Origin of the sequence: Loktanella salsilacus, from assembly GCF_900114485.1 — a bacterium.
In the GTDB taxonomy this organism is placed as follows: Bacteria; Pseudomonadota; Alphaproteobacteria; order Rhodobacterales; family Rhodobacteraceae; genus Loktanella; species Loktanella salsilacus.
This window is the reverse complement of sequence record NZ_FOTF01000003.1, coordinates 221,401-246,235: the sequence shown is the minus strand read 5'-3', so window position 1 is coordinate 246,235 and position 24,835 is coordinate 221,401. Positions and strand designations below refer to the sequence as shown.

16 protein-coding genes are annotated in these 24,835 nt (G+C 58.9%); 8 read left to right on the top strand and 8 right to left on the bottom strand.

The features are described 5' to 3' along the window. Positions 1–69 precede the first annotated feature (69 nt). Positions 70–4,926 (top strand): protein NO VEIN domain-containing protein, encoded by a 4,857-nt coding sequence (locus tag BM131_RS03990; RefSeq protein ID WP_090185956.1) that lies wholly within the window; start codon positions 70–72, stop codon positions 4,924–4,926. Further along, a complete protein-coding gene (locus BM131_RS03985; protein ID WP_217646838.1) occupies positions 4,926–6,638 on the top strand; it encodes a nuclease-related domain-containing DEAD/DEAH box helicase in 1,713 nt (570 codons plus the stop codon). Before BM131_RS03990 ends, BM131_RS03985 begins: the two co-directional genes overlap by 1 nt. 389 nt (positions 6,639–7,027) lie before the next feature. On the opposite strand, the gene BM131_RS03980 is transcribed toward BM131_RS03985, so the two are convergent. Further along, a complete protein-coding gene (locus tag BM131_RS03980) occupies positions 7,028–7,999 on the bottom strand; it encodes a sodium-dependent bicarbonate transport family permease (RefSeq protein WP_090185954.1) in 972 nt (323 codons plus the stop codon). A gap of 93 nt (positions 8,000–8,092) precedes the next feature. Between BM131_RS03980 and BM131_RS03975 the strand changes: the two genes are divergently transcribed. From BM131_RS03975 to BM131_RS03950, 6 genes are all read left to right on the top strand, one after another. Further along, entirely contained in the window at positions 8,093–9,007 is a 915-nt protein-coding gene (locus BM131_RS03975; RefSeq protein WP_090185952.1) for a hydrogen peroxide-inducible genes activator, read from the top strand. Positions 9,008–9,092: 85 nt separating this feature from the next. Further along, positions 9,093–10,685, top strand: coding sequence for a DEAD/DEAH box helicase (locus BM131_RS03970; RefSeq protein WP_090185949.1), 1,593 nt, complete (start codon positions 9,093–9,095; stop codon positions 10,683–10,685). A gap of 138 nt (positions 10,686–10,823) precedes the next feature. Further along, positions 10,824–12,332, top strand: coding sequence for an alkaline phosphatase (locus BM131_RS03965; protein WP_090185947.1), 1,509 nt, complete (start codon positions 10,824–10,826; stop codon positions 12,330–12,332). 81 nt (positions 12,333–12,413) lie between these two features. After that, complete coding sequence (locus BM131_RS03960) at positions 12,414–12,836, top strand: hypothetical protein (protein ID WP_090185944.1); 423 nt, start codon at positions 12,414–12,416, stop codon at positions 12,834–12,836. Beyond that, positions 12,836–13,510: an ABC transporter ATP-binding protein gene (locus BM131_RS03955; protein WP_090185941.1), complete on the top strand. Its 675-nt coding sequence runs from the start codon at positions 12,836–12,838 to the stop codon at positions 13,508–13,510. The genes BM131_RS03960 and BM131_RS03955 overlap by 1 nt, the downstream gene beginning before the upstream one ends. Further along, positions 13,507–14,721, top strand: a complete 1,215-nt coding sequence (locus BM131_RS03950; RefSeq protein ID WP_090185939.1) for a hypothetical protein — start codon at positions 13,507–13,509, stop codon at positions 14,719–14,721. The genes BM131_RS03955 and BM131_RS03950 overlap by 4 nt, the downstream gene beginning before the upstream one ends. Positions 14,722–14,805: 84 nt before the next feature. On the opposite strand, the gene BM131_RS03945 is transcribed toward BM131_RS03950, so the two are convergent. From BM131_RS03945 to BM131_RS03915, 7 genes are all read right to left on the bottom strand, one after another. Further along, positions 14,806–16,953, bottom strand: coding sequence for an esterase-like activity of phytase family protein (locus BM131_RS03945; RefSeq protein ID WP_090185936.1), 2,148 nt, complete (start codon positions 16,951–16,953; stop codon positions 14,806–14,808). A 154-nt stretch (positions 16,954–17,107) separates the two neighbouring features. Then, the gene (locus tag BM131_RS03940) at positions 17,108–18,106 is read right to left on the bottom strand and encodes an oligopeptide/dipeptide ABC transporter ATP-binding protein (RefSeq protein ID WP_090185933.1); all 999 of its coding nucleotides are present in this window, start codon (positions 18,104–18,106) and stop codon (positions 17,108–17,110) included. After that, positions 18,103–19,071, bottom strand: a complete 969-nt coding sequence (locus BM131_RS03935) for an oligopeptide/dipeptide ABC transporter ATP-binding protein (RefSeq protein ID WP_090185931.1) — start codon at positions 19,069–19,071, stop codon at positions 18,103–18,105. The genes BM131_RS03940 and BM131_RS03935 overlap by 4 nt, the downstream gene beginning before the upstream one ends. Position 19,072: 1 nt before the next feature. Beyond that, a complete protein-coding gene (locus tag BM131_RS03930) occupies positions 19,073–19,987 on the bottom strand; it encodes an ABC transporter permease subunit (RefSeq protein ID WP_090186024.1) in 915 nt (304 codons plus the stop codon). A gap of 2 nt (positions 19,988–19,989) precedes the next feature. Then, positions 19,990–20,907, bottom strand: coding sequence for an oligopeptide ABC transporter permease OppB (oppB, locus tag BM131_RS03925; protein ID WP_090185928.1), 918 nt, complete (start codon positions 20,905–20,907; stop codon positions 19,990–19,992). Between the two features lie 113 nt (positions 20,908–21,020). Beyond that, entirely contained in the window at positions 21,021–22,637 is a 1,617-nt protein-coding gene (locus BM131_RS03920) for a peptide ABC transporter substrate-binding protein (RefSeq protein WP_090185925.1), read from the bottom strand. Positions 22,638–22,830: 193 nt separating this feature from the next. Beyond that, positions 22,831–24,831 carry a bifunctional DedA family/phosphatase PAP2 family protein gene (locus BM131_RS03915; protein WP_090185921.1) on the bottom strand — a complete coding sequence of 667 codons (2,001 nt, stop codon included), beginning with the start codon at positions 24,829–24,831 and terminating at the stop codon, positions 22,831–22,833. Positions 24,832–24,835: the final 4 nt, after the last annotated feature.

Sequence of the window (24,835 nt, the reverse complement as noted above, 5' to 3'; positions counted from 1 at the left end):
CATCTTTTGTGCGCAAATCATCTGGTAGTTGTTATTAGCTAAACGCACTCGCCCCAGTTAGGAGAAGAAATGAGCCTGCCGTTAAATATGCGCTACACCGCTGACTTAAGCGGGACAGTCTCTCAGTCGCTGAAGGCTTTGCAAGGCTATGACATTATGGCGTTGGAGCTTATTCAAAATGCCGACGACGCTGGGGCATCTCACTTCACCATCGACGTTCGCGACGATGCGTTAGTCATTAGAAACTCTGCCACCTTTACAAACTGTGGTAAGTATGGCGAAACTTGTGAATGGAAATTAAGCGGTGGTCCGTCTGGGAGCCACAAGTCCTGCAATATTCACGCGATCAGCACGATGGGTGCGCGCAGTAAGTTCGAGTCAGCGAATCAAATTGGGCGTTTCGGCATCGGTTTCGTATCAGTTTTTCAAGTAACAGATACTCCGATAATTCGCTCCGGAAACTGCGAGTTAGTTCTCAACCCCGCTGCGCCGCAAATTGAACCGAAAATTATTCCCTATCGTGATGACACTGAATTCGAACTGCCTTGGGCGACTGATGAGACACTGGTGCGGAAAGAGATTGACCAGTCGCCCGTGCCTACAGGCATCGCTGATATTGTTCTAAAAAAAGTTCTCGAAACCATCAATTCGAGCATGTTATTTTTGCGGCATATTAAAGTAGTTGAAGTGTATCGTAGCGGCACCTTAACGGAACGTCTCGTTATCGAGCGAGGTCTAAATAGCCTCGTTTTACAATTTGGCATTTCAGGGCTCACAAAACGCTGGTTGCTCTTAAGGACATCAGCAAGTAAAATTATTGAAAAGAGAAAGTTATTCGAAGACTTTCCCCAGCTACAAAATCACAACCGAAGCGAAGAAGTGACTCTGGCCATCGATACAGATGAAGAGTCTGTTAACGGCCGTCTCTTCGCATACTTACCAACTGAACAAAGCTCACGGTTACCCCTGCATTTGAATGCGGATTTTTACCCGGAGTCGAGCCGTAAAAATATCGTTCTGCGCGGACAAGGTCAGGAACGGCACTGGAACGTAGCGCTAATCGAGGCCGCTGCCGATATATTGGGGGCCGCATTCGATCAGTTGAGGGAGCAACTCGGTCCGATTGGCCTTTGGCGCCTCGGCGAAAGCTGCTTTGAACAGCGAGACGACGAAATTTTTGGTTGCTATTGGAAAGCTTTCGAGAACGCTGCAAGAAAAACAAATTCTGTTTTTTCAGAATCTGGACTGTGGTTACAACCGAACTCAGTTTTCTATAGCAGTGAAACTCAACAAGACGACACCTCCGTAATGCTTTCGGAATTGGGGCTGCCGTTAATCAGCGAGAAAGTCCGCCCGTTTTGGCGTAGCCTTGAGGCAGCGGGTGTGCGAACTATTACAGCAGAAATGGCTGTCAGTGCTATCGAGAAGCGAGCACCATCGCGCGATGATGCGCTTCGTCCTCACCTACCGCAAGTTTGGCAACTCGTAGGTGAGATTGTCCAATTGGAGGATGATAATTCCTCAAAGATCTGTAGCCGACTACAATCTGCATGTTTCCTACTGGATACGTCTGGAAACCCAGTAATGCCTAAAGAGGTATGGCGGCTCCCAGAGGGCGTTCAAGCCGATGTTTTACTGAATTTTGTAACGGATTGCCCGATTGTTTCGCACGATGCAATCGCAATCGCGGGCATTAGCAATCTATTGGATGAGTATGATCTCGATCAGTGTGCAGCCGATCTCAGTAACGCCTTGACGACCGAGCAAATGGCAAAGGATTTGTTGGGGACTAAAGGTGAATCCGCAGGTAGCCTATACGAACTTCTTTTGCAATTTTCGTTGCCAGCCGATCCCTCTCATGTAACCGATGTGCTTAAATTAGTGCCTTTTCTACGAACTCCGAGGGGATACGTTAATCCGGAACGGGCGCAGCTGCCAGGTGGATTTCAGGACCCTACTGGTTATCTCGAATTTGTTGACACAAAACATTTTCCACCTGGAATGGAGTGTTTCGCCGAAAAAATCCTTAACGTGCCCATTGTTTCTTTCGGAAGATATCTCACAGACTACATTCCGAGTATTGTTGCAGAACATCGCCTTGAACAGGAAGGATTCAGTTCGATTGCCGAGCAGATAGTCCAGTATCGGCGCGAACTCACTGACGACGGAGTGATGCGTCAACTCCGTAAATTAGCTTTTATCCCGACGCGCGCCGGCATCTTTGCGAGACCCATCGACTGCTACCAGTGGTCGCCCAATATCGAGCGCGTTCTGGGACCTGATCCTCACAATTGGCTCGAAGATAGTTGGTTACCGCAGAGCCGAGCAGGCATGCAATTCAGAGACGTTCTCGAGGCTGAACTCAGAATGCCCGTTCATCCAACGCTTCGTCACATGTTGCGCAGGATAACAGAGATAGCAGACGCTGGCATTATTAATGATGATACAGTCAAGTCGCTCAATAATTTAGTCGATAAAATTTCCGACTTTCTTCTTGGTGCCGATGAAGACGACAAACGAAGTATAGCCGCACTAAAGACTGTGGCATTTCTTCCTGCCTTGATACGTGGCGAAAGGGATGAGACTCAGTTTCATCTACCCTCCGATGTCTACCAAGCGGGCCGGGCACCCGGCTTCGAGTCACAAGTCCCGATCATCGAACTAAATGCACTTCGAGGGCCGCGTCGACAGCACATCGAATTCATGAGCTTAATCGATATGCCTCGAGTGCCACCAGTCGCATCGATTGTCTCTCATCTCAGATACTGCGTCAGCTCTGGCACCAAGGCGAGTCCTATGACTTATGAACTGCTGAACGAGGCAGTTTCAGATAAGCGAGAATTGGAGCAGATCGAATACCTTGCGGACGAGCCATATATTTTCGATCGAAGCGCTGATTGCTATCTGAAGGCGACGGAGGTCTTCTGGACCGCGCCAGACGCTGGCCGATACTGGAAAAACGCGAACCCCGAAATGCGTCGACAAGAAATGCTGCATGAGTTTCTGGGTGTCAGGAACGCGCCAGGTCCTAAGGATTTTGCCCGGCTGATGGTTGAAATCTCCTCCGATTCGGAGCCAGAAAAGGAATTTAGGCAGCTGCATGAAAGTTGTATTGTTCAGATCTGCCGCGCGCAGGAGGTAGAAGATGTTGACCTATCCGACGCGCTTGTAATTATTGCCGAAGGGCTCAGCCTCATCGACCAAGATGGCAATGGAGCGTTTCCTGAAGATGTCCTTTGGATCGATCGAAATGTTCTTGCCGAACCATTTGGAAATGATCTTAACGACAAACTGATAACGCCGCCTCAAACTGACCGCGCCAGCCTCAATCGGTTCTACAACAGAATTGGTGTTAGTCCCTTAAGCAGCCTGGCCGCACAAAAACTGGCGCAAGAACCTGATCGCAGTCCCGATGCCTCCGCCACCTCGCTTCTTGCAGAGCGTTCCGAACTGCTACTTTGGCTCGCCCCCAATGAGGACGCTCGGTCAGCTTTGCGAGCGGACTTACACGACCTTTCGGTGACTTTGACGCGTGAATTGAAAATTCAAGTTGAGCTCAACTTGGGGGCCGCACCGGTTGTTTCTCCTCCGGTGACTGCCGCAGCTTTCTTGGAAAAGGGCACATTACATATCCGTGGCTCTGCGATGAACCAAAATACTTGGGCAGCAGCATTCCGCCAATTATTTCTCTCTGTAGAACACCTCTGTCCACAGACGGACATAAAGCCGCTCGCAACCACTGCGGTTCTTTTGATCAACTCCTGCACCAGGTCTGAAGCGGAAGCGTTGTTGATCGAAGGTGGATTTTCACCGCCAATTGCTTCAGGGTGGTATGGCGCAAAGGCAAGTGCTCTCGAAGACCTTGACGCTGAAGTCGAATTAACGGAGCTCGCCGAAGATTCAGCTCTGGAAAGACCCAACGAGCTTTTTGAGGATGAGGATAATTCTCCAGGTGCTCAATCTCAAGGGAAAATAGTAACGGTCAACTCACAAGCTCACGATGCCTCGGAATTAGGCGAAAGTGATGTCTCACGATTAGGGGAAAAAATCAATAATCGACTAACTATAGCAAAATCGACGACGATCGATGACATTAGCCTGCACGCCCAAAAAACTGAACCGTTTGGGGACCAATCAGGCCGTCCAGAGACCGATAGATCGAGCCAGGCCATTCCAAAGATTGACGACTACAAATCCAAAACCGGAGGAAAGCCATTTGGCATGATGTCGGAGGAACATCCTACGATAGATCGTAAATTAAAGAATGATCATTCATCCGCCAATGCTCAAAATGGTCGTCAGGGGAAACTCAAGACTAATCGTATGCTTGCCTATGTCGCCCGAACCAATGATCGCCCCGACGAAGATCGCACCGAATATTCGGTCGATGAGAACAAGGAAATCGATGCCAGTGCCATCGAACGCGCTATGCGCTACGAGGCCGACCAGGGCAGATCGCCCATCGAACAGGATCACTTCAATCCCGGTTTCGACATTGTTTCGACCGAAACTGACGGGAAGCGGCGGCTAATCGAAGTGAAGGGGCTGCGGGGGCCGTGGAACGCCCGCGGGACCAAGATGTCGCGGACGCAGTTTTCGATGGCCCAGAATAACGCAGATGACTTTTGGCTTTACATTGTCGAGGCTGCTTTGGACCCGAATGCGCAGCAACTCTATGCAATTCACAATCCGTTTCAGCGGGTCGACGAATACTGGTTTGATTTTGCTTGGAAGGATGTCGCCGAACGCCTCGCTGATACAGTGCAGCTAAACGCTCGCATCGGAGCAACCGTAAATCATGCGCAATGGGGAGACGGGCGCATCTTGGAAGTCAAGAAGACCGGCTTGCAGACCAGCGCGAAAGTCGACTTCGGCTTTCAAGGCAAAAAATTTCTCCCCTTCAATAAATTAAAGTTTATCGACTAATGGCAACCTGTTTTCCCGACGCACACCTTGCTCGATCTAAATCTCGCGCAGAGCTGATCCTCTTCCGCGCATTGGCCGATCAACTCGGGCCCCAATACACAATCTTTCACTCGATTGCTTGGATCTCCCGGCCTCACGGCAAAGGGCCACGCGACGGTGAAGCAGATATTATTATCGTTCACCCGTCCAACGGCATCTTGGTCGTCGAGGTTAAGGGAGGTCAGATCACACGAGATGCGACAAAGGGTTCGTGGACCTCGACGGACGCAGGCGGAAAAAGCCACATCATTAAGAACCCCTTTGAGCAGGCTAAAACTGCAAAATACGCGTTGCTCGAGAAATTAAATGAATCTCAGACATGGCAGAGACTGCGCATTGGTCGTATCAGCCTCGGCCACGCTGCGTTTTTTCCCGACGTTGGAGACGCTGGCCGCCTTAGTGATCCAGCCAGCCCCGCAGATTTGATTGGTGATCAGAGTGACCTCTCATCACTGTCTGAATGGACAGAAAAAGCTTTCAGCTATTGGTCCGCAAGTAACTCAGGCGACCTTGTGGCCATCCGTCAAAACGGATTGCATGCCTTCATTGATATTTTTGCAAGGACCGCCACGACCCGGCCTCTGCTTTCGACCAGGCTATTGGAAGAAGAGGAGATGCGTATAGAATTAACCGACCGCCAAGCGGGTATCCTTGATTTCCTTCGTCGGCAACGAAGGGTTGTTATTGCTGGTGGTGCAGGCACAGGGAAAACCTTGATTGCCAGGGAGAAAGCCGTTCGCCTTGCACGCGAAGGGATGCGAGTTCTGCTTCTGTGTTACAACCGTGGCCTGGCCGACCACTTGCGTGAACAATGTGCAAAAATCGAAGGCTTGGATGTCGCCTCATTTCATCAGGTCTGCGATTTGTGGACCCGAAAGGTGTTGGCCGAGCACGGGACCGATTATCTGGCCGAAGCTCAGCGGGACTATCCGGGCGCGGACCTCTACAATGAACTTATGCCGATCGCGCTCTCGAACGCCGTTGATCATAGCGGAGCGATTTACGACGCAGTAATTGTGGACGAAGCACAAGATTTTGCCGATGATTTCTGGCTACCCGTCGAAATGCTTCTAACGGACCTTGAGGACGGACTGCTTTATGTCTTCCTCGATGAAAACCAAGATATTTATCGCCGCTCAGCCAGCATTCCGGTGCTGGGCGAACCACTCGTTCTTGATCGCAACTGTCGAAACACGGCGGCCATTCATGATGCTGCTTACTTGCACTACCGTGGGGGTCCGGTGCAAAAATCGGCGATAGCCGGCTTACCTGTAGAGTTTATCAAGGCACCAACGCTGGAGCTTCAAGCACGACAAATTGCCCAGCTTGTCACCCGGCTTACGCAGTTAGAAGGCATTCCGGCGCATGATATTGCCGTCTTGCTCTGCACTGCCGTTAATCGGGACACTTGCGAGAAGTTGCTCAGCCAGTGCCCGTTGCCAAATTCTATTCGGCTGGGCCGCATCGAGGACTATGGCCCCAATGGCCTTACCGTGGACACCGTGGCCAGGTTCAAGGGCCTCGAACGTGCGGTGACAATCGTATGGGAGTTTTCAGATTGTGACACAGAGCGTGATCGTGAGACTTTTTACGTTGGCCTCTCACGCGCAAAGAGCATGCTCTACTTGTGTGGCACGAAGGAGACCATTGCTGCGAAGTTCGAACTCAGCTGATGAGATAATGGACGCGCGCTCCAGCTACCTCGGTCCCTTCGAGGGGCTCTTGCCAAATGGCACAGGTTACGGCACAAAGACTGTCTCGTTGCGGAGTCGGACAGGAGTCGCTCCATAAAAGTGTCGCGATATCAGTGCGTTGAGGTGAATGCTCCGGCCCCTACCGTCGGAGCCAATCACCCCGCAAGGCGTTGATTTGGCAACACAACCTTAGCCCTCATTTTGCAACTTTGCACGATCCGCCACCGGACTTTGCGCCGATTTATATGCGCGCACTGGATCTGGTGACAGGACCTTTGCCTGCGGCCCTGCGTCACCTGAACAAGCAGGCCCCATCGCGCTGTCCGGCCCTATGATAAGGCCGGGATGCGGATGGGGCCGCAGGTCGTTTAGCTACCAAGTCCAGCCAGCCACAGATACAGCGGCAAGCCCAAGGTGATGTTAAAGGGAAAGGTCACGCCCAGCGACAGCGTCAGGTATATGCCGGACTCGGCCTTTGGCAGCGCGATCCGCATCGCGGCGGGCACGGCGATATAAGAGGCAGAGGCTGACAGCACCATCAGCAGGAACACGCTGCCAGTTTGCAGGCCGATCATCGCGCCCGCCGCCCAGCCAAGGGATGCGCCGATCATCGGCATCAACAAGCCAAAGCAAAACAGCCCCGGCGTCAGCATATGGCGATTGTTCAGAATGCTCCGCCCTGCATTCAGGCCCATATCCAGCAAGAACAGGCACAGGATGCCGGTGAAGGGCGTGACAACGAAGGGGGCGATCATCTGCATGCCCTTGTCTTGGGTCAACGCGCCGATGACAAAGGCACCGGTCAACAGCAGCACAGAGCCGTTTGCGAAAAGCTCGCGCATCGGGACGCGGCCCGTATCTTGGCTGCCGGAATACCGGTGCGCGATCCACAGCGCGGACAGGATTGCTGGCACTTCCATGCTGGCGGCGACGGCGACCATATAGCCATCAAAGGTGATCCCCGACAGTTCCAGCAGGCTAGAGGCGGCGACGAAGGTCACGATAGAGATGGACCCGTAATGGCCCGCGACGGCGGCCGCGTTTACCGGATCCAGCCGGGTCAGGATACGCAGCAACGCAAAGGCCAGAAACGGGATCAGGAAGGACAGCAGCAAACCCGCTAGAATGGTCAGGGCAAGGTCGCCCTGCAGCCCGTGCTGCGCCAGGCTATTGCCGCCTTTAAAGCCGATGGCCAGCAGCAGGTAAAGCGACATGAACTTGGCTGCCCCTTCGGGGATCGACAGATCACTGCGCACGAAGGCGGCGATCAGGCCAAGGACGAAGAACAAAATTGTCGGAACCATCAGGTTGCCGACAAGGGTGTCGAAAAAGGCGGGCATGGGCGGTCTCCATTTCAGTTGCCGCTGCTTGCCGCAAAGTTTTAGATAGTTTAAATACTTTGTATTCACGCCAATCATAGCTAGGGGCTATACATGAGACCTACCCTGCGCCAGCTTGAGTATATCGTTGCTGTCCACCAGCTGGGCGGCTTTGGTCTGGCCGCAGATTTGTTGCATGTCAGCCAGCCGAGCCTGTCCAATCAGATCGCCGCGGTCGAGGCTGACCTTGGCGTGCGCCTGTTCACGCGCGGGCGCAGCGGCGCGCAGGCGACGGCCAAGGGGCTGGAATTCATCCACCGCGCCCGCCGCATCTTGGCAGAGGTTGCGAATTTGCGCAGCGTGATGACGTCAGACCTGCCGTTTGGCGGGCGGCTGCGGCTGGGCACCCTGCCCTCGATCGGGCCGTATTTGTTGCCGCAGGTCATGCGGGCGCTGCACCGCGATCAGCCGGATTTGCGGGTCATCGTGCGCGAGGAAAACACGCTCAGCCTTGATGAGGGTATTCGGAACGGCCGCTTTGACGCGATTATTTCTACGCCAGAGGATCACCCGAATACGTGGCAACGTCCCTTGTTTACCGAAGCGTTGTGGGTCGCGGTCGCGACGGACCACCCCATTGCCGCACTCAAGCAGGTCACGGCGGCGGACCTAACGGGCCAACGCCTGCTGACGCTGGATACGGGGCACCGTTTGGCGCGCATTGTCTACGGGCTTGCAGGGCTCAGCGGCGGCATCGTCAGCAATGATTACGAAGGCACGAGCCTTGATTCCATCCTGCTGATGGCCGCGACGGGGGCCGGCGTTGCCGTGCTGCCAGACCTGTTTGCGCGCCGCCAAGCGATCCACCGCGAAGAGGTCGCCGTCAGGCCGCTGGCCATGGCGGATGCGAACCGGGGCATCAGCCTGATGTTCCCGGCCGATCAGCCCGTAGATGACAGCCGCAAGCGGCTGGTCGCCGCGATCAGGGACGCGGCATCAGCGCTGCATCTGGCCGTCGCGGCGGAATAAAGCTGCCAGCGATTAACAAATCGCAAAGTCGGGATCAAAACCCGCAGCCGGGCGTTCAGTGCAAGACATCACCTAGGACACCCCCATGACACAGCAGCACCTGAACGAGAGAGACCATGACCTGTTGTTCGGAGAGGACGCGCTAGAACCCGGCGACGCCGTTGTGCATCTGGAACACGGGCTGGCCCGTTACGACGGACATATGTCTTGCGATCTGGGGGATACGGACCAGATCCTGACGACCTTTGAATATCGTGACGGTGGCAAGCTGATGCTGCCCGCGATCGAGGGGCAGGACTTTTGGCGCTTTGGCGCGCCTGCCGATGATCTGACGCTGGACCGGCTAAAATCCGGCGACTGGCTGAAACGCCGGGACGAGATGATCGCGGAATTACGCGAAAGCGCCGATCACATGATCGAAATGGGCCGCGCCCGCCGCGCCCATGCGGCGACACCACTGGTGCCTGACGCGAAGGCCTATGCCGCCTTTGCCGACGCCTTTGCGCATGAACCGACCGATGATCAGGACCGGGCGATTACCACAGTTCTGGACGATCTGGCGCTAGATACGCCAATGGACCGCCTGCTGGTTGGCGATGTCGGCTTTGGCAAGACAGAGATCGCCTTGCGCGCTGCCGCCACTGCGGCGCTGAGCGGTCATCAAGTCATCATCGCCGCCCCCACCACGGTGCTGGCGCGGCAGCATTTCAACAGTTTCCACGCCCGCTTCGCACAGCTTGGCATTGCCGTGGCAGAGCTGTCGCGCCTGACACCGACTGATGACTACGATGCGACGCTGACAGGTTTGCAGGACGGATCGATCAAGGTGGTCGTCGGCACGCAATCCCTGTTGGACGATCATATTGCGTTCAAAAACCTCTCGCTTGTGATCATCGACGAGGAACAGAAGTTCGGCGAAGAGCAAAAGGACCAGCTGCACCATCTGGTCCCCGGCCTGCATGTGCTGTCGATGACAGCCACGCCCATCCCCCGGTCCCTTGCTGCGGCAGAAGTGGGGCTGGTCGATGTCAGCGTCGTCGCCACCGCCCCCAAAAGCCGCAAACCGGTGCAGACCCGGCTGGGCGGGCTGGATCACGATGACATGCTGCAAGCCATCGACACCGAGGTCGCGCGCGACGGGCAATGCTATATCGTCTGCCCGCGTGTCTCTGATGTCGAAGAGCTAGAGGCGCTGCTGCGCAAACGCGGCGTGTCCTTCACCTTTGCCACAGCCCACGGGCAGATGGCCGATGATGATATGGCGCAGGCGATGCTGACCTTTATGGAGGGCGAGGTGGATGTGTTGCTGTCGACCTCCATCATCGAAAGCGGGCTGGATAATGGCCGCGCCAATACGATGGTGGTCTGGCACGCCGACCGCTTTGGCCTGTCGCAACTGCACCAGCTGCGCGGCCGCATCGGGCGCAGCAAACTGCCGGCGCATATGCTGCTGCTGACGGGCGTTGAACGCGATAGCGGCAGTGAAGCCGCCACCCGCCTGACCGCCTTTTGCGAGATGTCAGAGATCGGCGCAGGCTTTCGCATTGCGCGCAAGGACCGGGATATTCGCGGCTTTGGCAAGCTGGATGGCACAGACCAGTCCGGGCAAATGTCACGGCTGGGGATCGGTCTGTATCGCCATATCCTGAAAAACCACATCAATGGCCGGGCGCATTAAGCGCGCGGCAAAAAACCTGTTCCTGTCTTTGATCCGTTACACGACTGTTAACTTTGCTTCATGCAGCACGCCTAAGAGGCTTCCATCAGTTCACGCCATGGCCGCGATACCAGCGGCTGCATTTCTGAAGGAAAACATATGCTGCACCGCACTAAAATCGCGCTGACCGGGGCTTCGCTTATCGCCCTGTCGACCGCTGCTTTTGCCGAATCCCACGCGATGGACCTGCCGCAGGCGTCCAGCCCGTGGTTCACCGACGGCCAAGCCGCGGTCGAGGCGCTGATGGCGCGTCAGCCCAACTTGAACCGCGCCAAGAACGTCATCGTTCTGGTCGCCGACGGCAACGGTGTCGGCACGAACTATGCGCTGCGCCTGTTCGACGGCCAGCAAAAGGGCATGATGGGCGAAGAAAACGTCCTGCCCTACGAGACACCTGAATTCTACAACGCGCTGATCAAGACCTATAACATCAACGCCCAGACGCCCGATTCTGCCCCAACCGCTGGCGCGATGAATACCGGCGTGAAGCAGCGCTTTAACATGATCAACCTTGGCGGCGATGCGCTGATCGACGATTGCTCGACCGTTGCTGGTAACGAGCTGACGACGTTTTCCGAGATCGTGACCGGCATGGACAAGTCGGTCGGCGTCGTGTCCACCGCCCGCATCACCCACGCCACCCCCGCCGCCGTTTACGCCAAGACCGCCAGCCGCGACTGGGAAGACAGCGTGCCAGAGGGTTGCGATTCTCAGGTCGATATCGCCCAGCAGTTGATGAACGCCATGCAGGCGGGCACCATCGACTTTGCCATGGGCGGCGGCGGCCGGTTCTTCCTTCCCGCTGACATGGAAATGGGCGGCCTGAAGGGCAGCCGCGCTGATGGTTTGAACCTGATTGAAACAGCGACCGCAGGCGGCGTGCAGTTCGCATCCGATGACGAAAGCTTTGCCGCGCTGGATCTGTCCGGCACCGCACCCGTGCTGGGCCTGTTCGAGGACAGCCACATGCAGTACGAAGCTGACCGTTCCGGCGAGCCGTCGCTGGCCGAGATGACAAAGGCCGCGATTAACTATCTGTCGACGAACGAAAACGGCTACTATCTGGAAATCGAAGCGGGCCGCGTTGACCACGCCAACCACGACGGCAACGCCTATCGCACCCTGACCGACGGCGTCGCCTTTGCCGAAGCGGTCGCCATGGCCGACGCGCTGACCAATGACGAAGATACCCTGATCATCGTCACCGCCGACCACGAACACGCCATCGCGTTCAACGGCTATTGCGGTCGCGGGTCCGACATTCTGGGCCTGTGCATGGGCGTCGCCGACACCGGCGAGATGAACAACGGAGAGCCGCTGCTGGCCGCCGACGGCAAGCCTTATACCGTCATCGGCTACCTGAACGGCGCAGGTTCTGTGCTGGTCGAAAACGGCAACGATTTCTCTGGCGCGCGCCCCGACCTGACGCAAGAAGAGGCGATCGACCCTGACTATCTGCAGCAGGCGCTGATCCCGATGTCCTCTGAAACCCATTCGGGCGAGGACGTCGCGGTCTATGCAAAAGGCCCCTACGCCCACCTGTTCGACGGCACGCTAGAGCAGAACGTGATCTTTCACGTGATGCACAAGGCTGTCACCGCCGAGTAATCGCGCGCGAATTGACCCTTGGCGGGGCTGCGCATCGCTGCGCGGCCCCGCTGTTTTCGTTTCTGGCCAAAGGATCACCCCATGGACCGCCGCCTGTTCCTGTCCGCCGCCGCCTGCACCCTGTTCGCCCCATGCGCCGCACTTGCAGGCGATGAAATCCGCCTGCGCGATCTTTATAACAAGGATCAAAGCTTTTCCGATCTGGCGCTAGGGCTGGACGGGCAAAGCATTGATGTCAGCGGTTTCATGGCCCCGCCGCTGAAGGCTGAAACGCAGTTCTTTGTCCTGACCAAACGCCCCCTTGCCACCTGCCCCTTTTGCGAGACAGAGGCCGAGTGGCCCGACGACATCGTGGCCATCTACGCCCGCCGCACGATTACGCCGATCCCGTTCAACGTGCCGATCATCGCCACGGGCACATTGGCGCTTGGCACCTACACCGACCCCGACCTGGGTTTTGTCAGCCGGGTCCGCCTGACGGACGCCCGGTTTGCGCGCGCCTGATGCTGACCGTCACCGACCTTGGCGTATCCTTTCAGGACGCCGCCCGCAGCCGTTTTGATGTGCTGGATATCGCGCATTTCGCCGCAGAACCCGGTGCGTTTATCGTGCTGACCGGCTCTTCCGGCTCTGGCAAAACCACCTTGATGCAGGCGATTTGCGGCTTGCAGGCGGCAGACCGGGGCCATGTCCATTGGGGCGACACCGACCTGAGCGAGCTGAGCGAGACAGCACGCGACCGCTGGCGGCGCGATCATGTCGGGCTGGTGTTTCAGGACTTTCAGCTGATTGAAGAGCTGTCGCCGCTGGATAACGTGCTGGTGCCCGCGTGGTTTGGCCGGTTCCGCGCCGGATCGCTGATAGACCGCGCCACCGCTTTGCTGCGCGAATTTGGCGTGCCCGCCCGCCGCCGCCTGTCCGATCTGTCCCGCGGCGAACGCCAACGCACAGCATTTGCCCGCGCGCTGATGTTTGATCCGCTGATCATTCTGGCGGACGAGCCGACGGCCTCGCTTGATGCGGCCTCTGGCGCTGTCGTGATCGACCGATTGCGCAGTCTTGCCCATGACGCGGGTCGGTTCGTGATGGCCGTCAGCCACGACCCTGCGATGATCGCCGCCGCTGACCGCGTTGTGCACCTTGATCGCGGCCAATTGACCGAAAAGGCGACCAGATGAACCCCTTTCCTATCGTGTTGGCCCTATGGCGGCGCACGCGCGTGACCTCGGCGCTGTTCCTGCTGTTGATCGCGATTTCGATCGCGCTTGGCGTAGCAATCATTGCGCAGGAACGCGGGCTACGGACCGGATCGGCCCGCGCCTCTGATCCCTTTGATCTGATCGTGGCGGCCCCCGGCAGCCGGACAGAGATCTTGTTCAACGTCGTCTACCTGCGCCCCTCTGCCGTGGAACTGATCCCGGCGGAAACGCTAGCAGACATCCTTGCCGACCCCGTTCCCGCCTTTGCTGCCCCCATCGCCTTTGGCGACAACGCCGAAGGGTTTCCCATCGTCGGCACCACCACCGACATGCTGCACCATCTGGCCAGCGACGGCGTTATCGACGGCGCAATGTGGGCGCGCGAGGAAGAAGCGATCATCGGTGCCAGCCTGCCGTTCGCGATTGGGCAGACGATCCATTCCGCCCACGGCGACGGCGATATCGCGGGCCATGACGACGCGCACGATGATGACGACGCAGACAGCCACGGCGGCCTGCGCGTTGTGGGCCGGATGCCAAAAACCGGCACCGCGTGGGATTCCGCCGTGCTGGTCCCAATTGAATACAGCTGGTCCACCCATGCCCTGCTGGCGGGCGATCCGGGCGTGCCGGGCGTTCTGGAACCCGGCGATGCGCTGGGACCCGTGCCCGCGGTCGTGCTGGATACCGAAAAACTGGTCGATGCCTACGGCTTGCGCACGCGCTGGCAAACGGACGCCACAACCGCCTTTTTCCCGGCAGAAGCGCTGAGCGAGATCTACGCCTATATGGGCGATGTGCGCCGGATCATGTCAGCGCTGACGACGGCAACGCAGGCGCTGGTGATCGCGGCGATCCTATCGGGCGTCGTCGCCCTGATGCAACTTTACAGCGCGCGGCTTGCGCTATTGCGGGCGTTGGGGGCGACGCGGGGCTATGTTTTCGCCGTGATGTGGGTCTACGTCATGGGGCTGATCGCGGGCGGCGCGGCGCTGGGTCTTGCCGGCGGCACACTGACGGCCCGCGCCATCACCGCGCTGTTTGCCAGCGAAACCGGCCTGACCCTGACCACCCGGCTGGGATTGGAGGAGCTGCGCCTTGTCGCACTGGTCGTCGTGCTGGGCGCTGTTCTGGCGGTGCTGCCTGCGCTGCTGCTGTTCCGCAAACCAGCGGTGCATTATCTGCGCTAACCTGCAGGTATTACACAAAACAATGGCCGGCCCCGGAAATTCGGGGCCGGCCATTTTCTTTGCTACCGGTGTCGGGTCAGGCGATCAGAACTGACCCAGCGACCAGAAGAACGTCTCGCCAGAGCTGTCATCGACGCCGTCGTTATCGGTGCTGGCCCAAGCCGTGCCATCCGCCATGATCGCCAGCCCTTCGACCTTGTCCACGACATAGCCGCCATTGGCTTTCAGATCGGGGATCAGGTCGCGGACCTCTTCTTTGGTTACGAGTGGCAGATCGCTGCCAAGGGGCGCGGCGACCATATCGGCGGCGGGAATGCGGTAGACCTTTTTCAGGGCGGCGGCGCTGCCGATCTGGTTGTCGCGTTCCACGACATAAACGAAATCACCATGCGCGGTGATTTCTGACAGGCCGACCCAGCCCGCGCCTGCGGCGTCCAGCGGATAGGACACGGCGCCCCAGTCTTCGGTATCAAGGTTATAGGCGACCAACTTGACGTGGCCCTTGGCGTCATCACCCCATTCGCGCTGCACGGCCATCCACAGGGTGTCGCCGATCTGGGTGATCCCCTCAAAGCCAAAGCGGTCTTCAACAGCCAGCAGTTCGGCAGGCAGGCTGATTTCGCGGTCAATGTTGCCGTCCGCCTCCACGTGATAGATGCCGTGCGGCGTCATGCGGTCAGTGCGCCCTTCGGACGCGACCCAGAAACCGCCCTGCCCGTCCAGCGTGATGCCTTCCATATCCAGCTTTTGCGCGGGCATCCCGCCGCGGGTCACGGGCAAGGCTGCGGTGATCTGCGCCGGGGTTTGACCCGCATCGATGGTAAAGATCGTGGGCTGATAGCTGTAAAAGCTGTCGTTTACGGCGTTGATGGTGGTGCCTTCCCCAGCGACCATGCCGGAAATCGCACCCCAGCCAATCAGGCTATCCGCACCGGCAGAGGTCAGCTGCGGATAGGCGGCGGGGGCGTCCTGATATTCATAGATCATGACATGGCTGCGCGCGCCGCCGTCTTCGATCAAGTCCGCCTCGTTCGCGGTGATGAACAGGTTGCGGGACGGGATCGCAATGGCCCCTTCTGGCGCGATGCCAGAGGGTAGGATCTGCTGCAGCATGGGGGCTGCGGGGTCGGTCACGTCATAAACGCCAACGACAGAGGCACGTTCCGCCAGCAGAAAGACGTAAGGCGTGCCGTCGAAGGTGGCAAATTCCATCCCCTCAGGCTCTACGCCTTTGGCGTCAGACCGGCGGTCGGGGTAATGGCCGGTTTGCACGACGGCATGTTCAAAGTCTGCGCCGGACTCGTAAACCTGCGTGCCGTCCTTGGACATAATCGTCCAGCCGCGCGCGCCGCCGTCCATGTCGCCCTCGTTCGCGATGGCAAAGTGGGTGTCGTCGATCCACTGCACGCCGTCAGGTTCGCGCAGGCGGGCGGGTTGGCTTTCGGTAAAGGTCAGCGCGGCCTTTTCGTCCGTGGCGTCGATGCCGCCCAGATCGACGGACCCGGCCGAGAAGTCAGCCGTGACCGCGCCATCCTTGATGATGACGATGTGGTTGTTTTCCTGCATCGTGACGACGATCTCGCCTGCGGCGTTGATATCGACGAACTCCGGCTCTGGATCCTCGGGCGCGATGTCAGCCAAGCCGGTCACGTCTATGGTCGTCATGCCAGCGCAGTCAGGCAACCCGTCCACCAGCGGCAGGGTCACGACAAAGCCAGCGGGCATTTGACCGACGCGGCCATCGCCAAGGTCTTCGTCCCGCTCGTTTTCAATCGCGATCGCGATAAAGCTGCCATCGGGGGCCACGGCAGTGCTGTCAGGCTGTCCGCCAAGATCGCAGGACACCAGTTCGGATTTGTCAGCGATATCATAGGCCTTCAGCATGCCCGACGGCGATGTGAAGGACGGCGACGTGTTCACAGCGACCAGCGCGGTGGTGCCCGAAAGGGACACGGCGGTCGGCTCGCCGCCGACGTCGATATTGCCCAGCGCGGCGGGGGCTGCGGGATCGGTGATGTCGATAAAGCCGACGACGCCCAGCGGGCTGTCGGAATAGGCCAGCGTCATGCCGTCACCGGATACGCTGATAATCTCGGCCGAGGATTCAGCGCTGGCGTCCGCGTTGTTGGTCGCAGTTGCAAAGCTGGCGATACGGTTAAAGTTCTGTTCCGCCGCAGCGGCAGAGGCGGCAATCGCGAGCGCAGAGGTCAGGCTGACCAATTTGAGTGACATATGTCCGATATCCTTAATTGAGGCATCGCATATTAAGGATCACTTCATGACGGTTTGACTGCGCTTTTGTAAAACTTCCACAACAGATGCGGCGCGCATGGCAAAGGGGCGGACCGCTTGCACGATCCGCCCCTTTGACTTGGCTGAACCCGCCTTAGACCAATTCGGCGTCCCGCACCGGGCCGGGGTGCAGACAGGCCACGCGGTGATCGCCCCCCTCTGGCTGGGGCACGATGGTCGCGCAATCCGGCATCGCGCGGGCGCATCGGGTGCGGAACACGCAGCCCGATGGCGGCGACATCGGGGACGGCATGTCGCCATCAAGCGCGATGATCTTCTTGGCCCGCTCGATCACCGGGTCGGGCACGGGCACGGCGGACAGCAGCGCCTGCGTGTAGGGGTGCTGGGGGTTTGCGTAAAGTTCGCGGCGCGGGGCCTTTTCCATGACGCGGCCCAGATACAGAACCATGACGTCATGAGAGATGTTTTTCACCACGCTAAGGTCGTGGGCGATGAAGATCATCGCAAGGCCCAGATCGCGCTGCAGTTCTTTCAGCAGATCAACAACCTGCGCTTGGATCGACACATCAAGGGCGGACACAGGTTCGTCGCAGATCAACAGCTTTGGCCCAACGATCAGAGCGCGGGCAATGCCGATGCGCTGGCATTGTCCGCCCGAAAACTCGTGCGGGTAGCGGTTGATCATCTGCGGCAGCAGACCGACACGTTCCATCATCTGGGCGACACTGGCGCGGCGGTCTTTGGCGGACATGGACGGGCGGTGTGTGCGCAGGGGTTCGGCGATGATCTGGCCGACGGTCATGCGCGGGTTCAAGGATGCCAGCGGGTCTTGGAACACCATCTGAATGTCAGCGCGGTGCGGTTTCATCTGACGCGGCGACAACGACAAAAGGTCGGTCTTCCCTTCCCAAATGACTTGGCCCGTGGCGGGCACCATCTGGATCAGGCCGCGCGCCATGGTGGATTTACCGCAGCCGGATTCGCCCACGACGCCAAGGGTCTGGCCCGGCTCTAGATCGAAGCTGACGCCGTTCACGGCGCGCAGCAGGCGCGGCGCGGTCCAGGGCATGTCACCGGGGCGGGCGATGGGGAACGTGACGTTCAGGTCGCGGACAGAGACAAGGGCGGTCATGCGATCACCTTTTCTACGGGGCGGTGGCAGGCGCGGGCGCGGCCGGGTGCGAAATCGGCAAGGGGCGGCATGACATAGCAATCCTCGCCAGCGTAGTTGCAGCGCGGACGGAAGGGGCAACCCGAGGGCGGGGATGCCATGTTTGGCGGGTTGCCGGGAATGGCGGTCATGCTGGCGTCTTCGTCGTCGACGCGCGGCACGGCGCCCAGCAGGCCGCGGGTATAGGGATGGGTTGGCTGCGCAAACAGCGGATCGGTGGGCGCGGATTCCATCACGCGGCCGCCGTACATCACCAGCACCTTTTCGCAAAAGCCTGCGACGACGCCTAAATCGTGGGTGATCAGAACCGTGGCCATGCCGAATTCGCGCTGCAGATCATTCAGCAGATCCATGATCTGCGCTTGCACCGTCACGTCGAGCGCGGTCGTCGGCTCGTCCGCGATCAGCAGGTCGGGACGGCACAAGAGCGACATCGCGATCATCACGCGCTGGCGCATGCCGCCGGAAAACTCGTGCGGGTACAGGCGAATGCGTTCTTTTGCCGCCGGGATTTTCACGGCGTCCAGCATGCGGACACATTCCGCCACGGCGTCACGCTTGGACATGCCTTGGTGCAGGGTCAGCACCTCTGCCATCTGGTCGGCGATTTTCATGTAGGGGTTCAGGGACGTCATCGGGTCCTGAAAGATCATCGCGATCCGCTTGGCCCGCAGGCTGTTCAGCACCTTTGGCGATGCGCCAAGTATTTCCTGACCGTCGAATTTAATCGACCCCGATGTGCGCCCGTTCCCGGCCAGCAGGCCCATGATGGAAAAGGCAGTCTGGGATTTGCCGGACCCGGATTCCCCCACGATGCCAAGCGTCTGCCCCTTGTCGATGGACAGGGACAGGTTGTTGACCGCGTGGACCGGGCCGTCTTGGCTGTCGAATGTGACCGACAGGTCTTTGATCTGCAAAAGCGCCATATCAGCGATCCTTGGGGTCGAGGGCATCACGCAGGCCATCGCCTACGAAGAAAAAGCCGAACAAAGTCAGGCAGAAGAACAGCAGTGGAAAGCCCAGCTGCCATGTGGTGCCATAGGCGATGGTGCCGGCCCCTTCGGAGATCAGCGCGCCAAGGGACGTCATCGGTTCCTGCACGCCAAGACCAAGGAAAGAGATGAAGCTTTCCGTCAGGATCATCAGCGGCACCAGCAGCGTGGCATAGACCGCGATCACGCCCAGCAGGTTCGGCACGATATGGCGCAGGATGATAATCGGGGCAGATACGCCAGTGGCGCGGGCGGCCTCGACGTATTCGCGGCCCTTCAGCGATAGGGTCTGACCGCGCACGATGCGGGACATATCCATCCAAGAAATCAGGCCGACGCCGACGAAAAGGATCGTGATGGACCGGCCATACATGACCAGCATCAGGATCAGCACGAACATATACGGCACGGCCATCAGGATATCGACGGTGCGCATCATGATGCCATCCACGCGCCCGCCGACATAGCCAGCGGTCGCACCATAAAGCGTGCCAACGACCATCGCGATGATCGCGCCAACAACGCCCACGGCGAGCGAGATTTGCGTGCCCTGCACGGTGCGGGCAAACAGGTCGCGGCCCAGATCGTCGGTGCCAAAGTAGTGGCCATTGGCAAAGGACGGGCCGCCCAGCTGTTCGACCTGCCCCATGACGTTATAGTCCAGCTCTTCGTTCGACCATTGCGAGAAGAGCCCGCCAAAGATCGCGAAGGCGGCGACGAACAGCAGGATGATCAGGCCGAACATCGCCGCTTTGTTGCGCAGGAACCGGCGGCGAGCGTCGGCCCAAGGGGACCGGCCGCGTGCGGCCATGCCTTCGGTGGCGGGGTTGTTTTCGGTTGTAGCGACCATCATCAATACCGGATTTTCGGGTCGATCCATCCGTACAGGATGTCCACGACAAGGTTGAACAGGATCGTCAGCGCGCCCATCAGGATCGTCACGCCCATCATCACCGCATAGTCGCGGTTCAGCGCGCTATCGACAAAGGCTTTGCCGATGCCGCCCGTGGAAAAGTAGATATCCACGACAACAGAGCCGGTGATCATCGCAACGAAAGCTGGCCCAAGGTAAGAAATCACCGGCAGCATCGCGGGCTTGAGCGCATGGCGCAGGATCACCCGGCGTTCTGGCAGGCCTTTGGCGCGGGCGGTGCGAATGTGGTTGGACGTGAGCACTTCGAGCATGGACGAGCGCGTGATCCGCGCAATGGACGCCATAAAGGACGTCGACAAAGCGATCACGGGAAGGATCCAGTATTCCGGCCCTTGCCAGCCACCGCCGGGCAACCAGCCCAGCCACAGGGTAAAGATCAGCACCAAGATGGGCGCCATGACGAAGTTCGGCAGCACCTGTGCACCGATGGACAGACCCACGGCAATGTAATCCAGCAACGTGTTGTGGCGGATCGCGGCAGCAACCCCAAGCGACACACCGACGATCACGGCCAGTGCAAAGGACAGCAGGCCATAGGTCAGCGTGATCGGAAAGCCCTGCGCGATGATCTGGTTCACCGTGCGGTCCTTGTAGACAAAGCTGGGACCGAAATCGAAATGCGCGACGATGCCCCAGACATAGCTGGTGATCTGGCGCCACAACGGCTGATCCAGCCCGTATTTCGCATTCAGGTTCGCCAGCACCTGCGGCGGCAATTCACGTTCTGCCGTGAAGGGGCCGCCGGGGGCGGAGTGCATCAGCAGAAAAGAGATCACGATCAGCAACAGCAAAGTTGGCACCGCGATCGCAAGGCGCTTAAGGATATATGAGAACACAGCTGGGGGGCGTCCGGGTTTAGGGAATGAAATCGTCTGGAATTAAAAAGACTGGGCCGCCTTATAGCGGCCCAGTCCAAGTGTCACGGCGTCAATGACGCACGCGGCCGCGATTACTCTGCGACGCGGTAGATGTCCTTACCGTACCATGTGTTGTTGACGTTGTTCTGCGGCAGACCTTTGATGTCTGCTGCGATCATGTCGACGTTTGCATAGTGATAGATCGGGATGATCGGCATTTCGTCGGTCAGCAGGGTTTCGGCCTGCTGATACAGCGGCTGCGGATCAGCGGCGGTTTTGGAATCTGCCATGATCTGATCGTACTGGTCGTTGAACCACTGACCGTTGTTGTGCCCCGAATAGGACGTCATCAGGTCAAGGTAGGTGGACGCTTCGTTATAGTCGCCGCACCATGCATAGCGCGCCATGTCAAAGTCTTGGCTCTGCATACGGTCTGTGTGGATTTTCCACTCGTAGTTATCCAGCACGATGTTCACGCCAATCGCCTTAAGCATCTGAGACGCTGCAATCGCGATCTTTTTGTGATCGTCAGACGTGTTGTACTGCAGGCGCAGTTCCAGCGGGTTGTCGGTGCTGTAACCAGCTTCGGCCATCAGCTCCTTGGCCTTTTCGATGCGCTGCGCTTGGTCCATGTCGTCGGCCCATTCAGAGTGCGGACGCTCGAAATCGGCGACGGCCCAATGGGTCCAGTTGTAAGCGCCCTTTTGGCCGCCCTGCAGGATGCGATCAACGATGATGTCCCGGTCGATGGCAAAGGCCATGGCCTGACGCACGCGCACGTCCTTCAGCGCCTCTGGACCCTTTTCGCCGACGTTCAGCATGTAGATGTAGGAACAGTTATAAGGGGTCGAAGTCGCCTGATCTGGATACTCTTCTGCCAGACGTGGGTACTGACCAGCGGGGATATCGACGCGGTCAAGCTCGCCTGCCAAGTAGCGGGTCAGCGCTTGGTTCTGGTCGTTGATGGTCAGCGCGGTCAGCGTCTTCATGACGGTGTTGCTGGCATCCCAATAGGTGTCGTTGGCTTCCATGACGACGCGCTCGCCCAGCGTGTGTTCCGTCAGCGTGTAGGCACCGTTGCCGACCAGCGTGCCGGGCTGGGTCCAGTTGTCGCCATTGGCTTCGATCACGGTCTGCGGCACCGGGAAGGTCGAGGCGTGAACCATCATCTGCGGGAAGTAAGGCAGCGGCGTGGTGATCTTAACCTCTAGCGTGTGGTCGTTGATCGCTGTGACGCCCAGCGCGTCAGTCGGCATGTCGCCCGCCACAACGGCAGAGGCGTTTTCGACCTGCATCAGTTCCATGTACCATGCGTATTCCGACGCGGTCGCCGGATCAGCCAAGCGGCGCCATGCATAGACGAAATCGTTGGCGGTGACGGCCTCTCCGTTCGACCACTTCGCGGTGTCGCGCAGGTTGAAGGTATAGGTCAGGCCATCGTCAGACACAGTGTGGTCGATGGCGACGCCCGGCACCAATGCGCCGTCGCTGTCTTCGTTGTACAAACCTTCAAACAGGTTGCGCAGCACGTCAGAACCTTCGACGTCGGTGTTGATCTGCGGGTCCATCGATTTGATCGCGTCCAGCAACCAGAAGGTATAGCTCTGCTCGGCCGCAAGCGTGACGCCATCCGGCACAGATGCAGCCTGCGCTTGGAACGACAAGCTGAGTGCGATGGCCGATGTGGCAAGCAAGGTTTTCATGTTCATAGGTATACTCCCTTAGGGTCGATCTTATTATTTTGGGGTCGACAATTGATCCTTTAGTCAAACCAGCAAAACCGCAAGATGCAAGTCCTGACCTGACGGCATCAGCGGGTAACTGCCCGCCACATGGCCGCAGATTGCGACAGATCAATACAACCCGTGCGTGCGAAGGCATGGGTTGGGTTGCCGCGCGCCTTTAAGGGCGCAAGCCGCGGAGCCCTGCCGCATTCAGTGCGGCGATCACGGCGTCCACGCTTGCGGGGACATCGGGGCCCGGCGGGGCGATTGCGTCCTCTGCGTCGGCCCAATCCAGCGGGTGTTCTTGGGTGATCGTCGCGGCGTAAATTACTTGCCCGTCCGGCGTGCGATACAGACTGTCCCAGATGCGCAGATGCAGGCGCAGGCCATCCACCGGGGCGGGCTGGGTATAACCCATCGTAGAGGGGCGATTGTCCCAAAACGTTGGAATGACCAGCGGATCAGGCAGCGCCCGCCCAGTCCAATCGTCGAAAACGGCAGCGGCCAGAACGGGCACACTTGGGCGCGGGGCGGCCCGCCAATCGGGGCCCAGCGCCTGCGTGATCGCCGCGATGTCAGGGGCGACAATGATCAGGTTCAACACTTGGCGCGGTGCGCCGGACAGAAGCTCTGTCATCTGTGGCAGATCAGTGGAGGCCAATCCGGCCGGATCATCCATGACCTGCGTTGTGCGGTCTGCGATCTGGTTCAGCGGGTTCGACATGGCTGTTGCGGCATAAACCGCGACCAGCGCCGAGACCGCAAAGCAAACCGCCGCAGCGCCCTTACGCAGGGAGCCAGCGCTGGCGCGGGGCATCGGCCTGCGCCATTCGCAAAACGCGATCCCAAGGATCAGCCACAGCGCGCCAACCAGATACCCGTTCAACACGTCCGACAGGTAATGCTCGACCAGGTAAACCCGGCTGACCCCGATCGCAAAGGCGGTCAGTACGGCGGCCAAAGCGGCGATATTCAGCGGCAGCAGACGCAGCCGCCACGCCAGATAGAACAGCATCGCCCAGACCGCGACCGCCCCCGCCGCATGACCGCTGGGAAAACTGCCAGAGGTTTCGACGAAATAGCCAAGATCGGACCGGGGCCGATCAAAAAAGCTTTTGAGCAAGGTCACGGTCAACTGATTGCCCACCGCAGCGATCCAAAGCCCGCCCAGCAGGTCATAGCGGCGCAGCGCCAACAGCGCCAAGGTCGCCCCCGCCAACAAGGGGAGCAGCCCATGCCGCCCGCCCAGATCGGTGATCCAGCCCAGCACCACAATCAGCCGGTCATCGCGCATCGCATAAAGCAGGTTCGCGATGCGCGTATCCGCCGACACGGTGCTTTGGTCGCCCAGAAAATCAAAAACTGAATCCGCATAAGCAAAGCCGACATAAACCAGCAGCACCCCCAGCACCGTCGCAGTCAGTCCAAGGAACTGATCAGTGCCAAACCGCGCCGCGATCAGCGCTTGGATTTGGGCAAAGGTCTGCGGGTGGCGGGCCAGAAACGCCCGGACACGCGGCAGGTTTTGCACAGCGCGCACCAATGACACGGCGACAGATCGCAAGGCAGGAAGGGCAAGGCGCAACCGGCGCAGAATGACCCCCAACACGATCAACGTCGCAGTCACGATCACCGCAAAGACGGCGATGCGCGGCGCGGTGGCTGTCAGGGTGCCGATCAACGCGCCAAACCCGTACCCCAGCGCTGGGACGATCAGCGCATAGGGCAGCGCGCCAAGCGCGTTCCACCCCGTGAACCGCCGCGCGCGTAGGCCCGCCGCGCCGCCCGCGAAAGGCACGAACCCCGCCACTGGCCCCATAAACCGCGCACGCAGCATGGCGGCCGGACCGTGGCGGCGCAGCACACCGCTCGCCCTGCCCCCGTAGCGCGACGCCGAAAATCCATGCCGTTCCCGCAGCGCAGTGGCTGCAAAGCGGCCAAGGACATAGCTGATCTGATGCCCGACAAAAGAGCCTAGCGCGACGCACCAGACCAAGGTCGCAAAATCAATCACCCCGCGCTGCGCCAACATACCCGCCGCAACGATGATGACCGTGCCGGGCACGAGGATACCGGTCAGCACAAACCCCTCTAGCAGCGCGATCAGCACCAGCAGCCAGTAGGTCCAGCTGCCGAACGCAGACGCGGACGGCAGGATCAGGTCGAGGGCGTAAGGCATGGCA

Excerpts from the sequence above, each read along its gene's own strand:
- BM131_RS03990 (WP_090185956.1), top strand. The coding sequence starts at position 70 with ATGAGCCTGCCGTTAAATATGCGCTACACCGCTGACTTAAGCGGGACA.
- BM131_RS03985 (WP_217646838.1), top strand. The coding sequence starts at position 4,926 with ATGGCAACCTGTTTTCCCGACGCACACCTTGCTCGATCTAAATCTCGC.
- BM131_RS03980 (WP_090185954.1), bottom strand. The coding sequence starts at position 7,999 with ATGCCCGCCTTTTTCGACACCCTTGTCGGCAACCTGATGGTTCCGACA.
- BM131_RS03975 (WP_090185952.1), top strand. The coding sequence starts at position 8,093 with ATGAGACCTACCCTGCGCCAGCTTGAGTATATCGTTGCTGTCCACCAG.
- BM131_RS03970 (WP_090185949.1), top strand. The coding sequence starts at position 9,093 with ATGACACAGCAGCACCTGAACGAGAGAGACCATGACCTGTTGTTCGGA.
- BM131_RS03965 (WP_090185947.1), top strand. The coding sequence starts at position 10,824 with ATGCTGCACCGCACTAAAATCGCGCTGACCGGGGCTTCGCTTATCGCC.
- BM131_RS03960 (WP_090185944.1), top strand. The coding sequence starts at position 12,414 with ATGGACCGCCGCCTGTTCCTGTCCGCCGCCGCCTGCACCCTGTTCGCC.
- BM131_RS03955 (WP_090185941.1), top strand. The coding sequence starts at position 12,836 with ATGCTGACCGTCACCGACCTTGGCGTATCCTTTCAGGACGCCGCCCGC.
- BM131_RS03950 (WP_090185939.1), top strand. The coding sequence starts at position 13,507 with ATGAACCCCTTTCCTATCGTGTTGGCCCTATGGCGGCGCACGCGCGTG.
- BM131_RS03945 (WP_090185936.1), bottom strand. The coding sequence starts at position 16,953 with ATGTCACTCAAATTGGTCAGCCTGACCTCTGCGCTCGCGATTGCCGCC.
- BM131_RS03940 (WP_090185933.1), bottom strand. The coding sequence starts at position 18,106 with ATGACCGCCCTTGTCTCTGTCCGCGACCTGAACGTCACGTTCCCCATC.
- BM131_RS03935 (WP_090185931.1), bottom strand. The coding sequence starts at position 19,071 with ATGGCGCTTTTGCAGATCAAAGACCTGTCGGTCACATTCGACAGCCAA.
- BM131_RS03930 (WP_090186024.1), bottom strand. The coding sequence starts at position 19,987 with ATGGTCGCTACAACCGAAAACAACCCCGCCACCGAAGGCATGGCCGCA.
- BM131_RS03920 (WP_090185925.1), bottom strand. The coding sequence starts at position 22,637 with ATGAACATGAAAACCTTGCTTGCCACATCGGCCATCGCACTCAGCTTG.
- BM131_RS03915 (WP_090185921.1), bottom strand. The coding sequence starts at position 24,831 with ATGCCTTACGCCCTCGACCTGATCCTGCCGTCCGCGTCTGCGTTCGGC.